Genomic DNA, 2,052 nt, shown 5'->3' on the forward strand with positions numbered 1-2,052 from the left:
TCTCGGTGGTGCGTGACAGCTATGGCCCGAAAAAGAGCGGTCAGATGATCTCCTATCTCAATGGCGCCATCTGCTTTATTCCGGCGCTGGCGCCCCTGCTCGGCGGCTGGCTCACCGCCAAGGCGGGCTGGTCTGCCAACTTCTGGTTTATGGCCGGTTATGCGCTCATCGTCGGCAGCTGGCTGATGTGGCGGATGCCGGAGACCCGTCCGGAAGAGACTCGCAGCGAAGGGGCCCTCATCAGCTGGTCTCGCTACAGCCCGGTGCTGCGCTCCCCCAGCTTCCTGTTCAACGCGGCGCTGTGCATGCTGGCGATGGCGGTGATCCTCGCTTATGTCACCGCCGCACCGGTGCAGCTGATGGTGAAATTGGGGCTGGATATGAGCGGCTTTAGCTACTGGTTTACCGCCAACGCCGCGCTCAACATTCTGGCCTGCTTCATGGCGCCGCGCTTTATCGCCAAGGTAGGGCCAAGACGCACCCTGCGCATCGGCCTGCTGGTGTTGATGCTCTCGGCCATCACCCTGACTTTGGCCATGCACATCGAACATCCGCTGGCGATGATGGGGCCGGTATTCCTCTCCAGCATCGGCTTTGCCATGATCCTGGGCGCTGCCGCCGGGATGGCGCTGGCACCGTTCGGCCACTGCGCCGGTACCGCAGCGGCCCTGCTCGGCCTGTTCCAGATGAGCGGCTCCGGCGCCCTGGTTGGCCTGACCGGCGCCCTGATGCACGACCCGCTCAGCCAGCTGGCGCTGCATATGTGGCTGCTGCTGCCGCCCTTGGTGATGCTGATGACCCGACGCGGCCGCCGCTTGTGTTTGCAATAAATCCTGTGCTCTGATGGGCACACTCAGGGGGCCATCGGCCCCCTTCTCGTTTGTATCGCCTTTACAGCGTATGGCCATCCGGCAGATTGCCTGCGATGGCAACCCCACTCACTCGATGTCAGCGGAGAACTCCCGATGAGCCACATTCTCAACGCAGCCCTGGTGGGCTATGGCTTTGCAGGCAAGACCTTTCACGCCCCCTTCCTCTCCACCACGCAGGGCTTGTCCCTGAGCTGGGTGGTAAGCCGCGATGCCGCCAAGGTGCAGGCCGATCTGCCCGGCTGCCGGGTCGGCTCACTGGAGGAGGTGCTAAGCGATGAGACCGTTGATCTGGTGGTGATCGCCACCCCCAACGACACCCACGCTCCTCTGGCCCGCCAAGCGCTGCTGGCAGGCAAACATGTGGTGATCGACAAGCCCTTTGCTCTGGATCTGGCAGAAGCGAAAGCACTGGTCGAACTGGCCGAAAAGCAGCAGCGACTGCTCAGCATCTTCCACAACCGTCGTTGGGACGGGGATTTTCTCACCGTGCGCCGTTTGATTGCCGAAGGGACGCTGGGGCAGATCGCCCAGTTCGAATCCCACTTCGATCGCTATCGCCCCGAAGTGCGCCAGCGCTGGCGCGAAGCGGGCGGCCCGGGTTCCGGCCTCTGGTTCGATCTCGGCCCCCATGTACTGGATCAGGCGCTGCAGCTGTTCGGCCAGCCGGACTGGTTGCAGGCCGATCTGGCCGAGCAGCGCCCCGGCGCACTGGCGGACGACTACTTCCATGTGGTGCTGGGTTACGGTGCTCTGCGGGTTATTCTGCATGGCAGCTGTCTGGTTTCAGCCACCATGCCGCGCTTTGTCATTCACGGCAGCCAGGGCTCGTTCGTGAAATTCGGTATGGATGTGCAGGAAGATCAGCTCAAGCAGGGCTTGCGGCCCCCGGCGGCGGATTGGGGCATGGATAGCGAACCCGGTCAGCTCAGCCGCATTGTCGATGGTCAGTTGCAGCAACAGAGCGTGGTGGGTGAGGCGGGGGATTATGGCGCCTACTATCGCGGTGTCTGCGCCGCCATCAAGGGCGAAGGGAGCAACCCGGTGCCAGCAAGTGAAGCGCTGGCGGTGATGGCGCTGCTGGATCTGGCCCGCCAGAGCCACCTTGAGGGAAAACGGCTGCCCTGTCAGAAGCTGTCTGACTAAGGTACGGGTCATCGGCCGTACTTGACCAACCTTGACC

2 protein-coding genes are annotated in these 2,052 nt (G+C 63.2%); both read left to right on the plus strand.

The window, feature by feature from the left end; translation table 11 throughout:
• The coding region (locus tag DBR30_RS19415; RefSeq protein ID WP_108588488.1) for an MFS transporter at positions 1–830 on the plus strand (830 nt) is incomplete at its 5' end.
• Between the two features lie 135 nt (positions 831–965).
• Entirely contained in the window at positions 966–2,015 is a 1,050-nt protein-coding gene (locus DBR30_RS19420; protein ID WP_108541518.1) for an oxidoreductase, read from the plus strand.
• Positions 2,016–2,052: the final 37 nt, after the last annotated feature.

Source organism: Aeromonas sp. HMWF017 (assembly GCF_003061465.1).
Taxonomy (GTDB): Bacteria; Pseudomonadota; Gammaproteobacteria; order Enterobacterales; family Aeromonadaceae; genus Aeromonas; species Aeromonas veronii.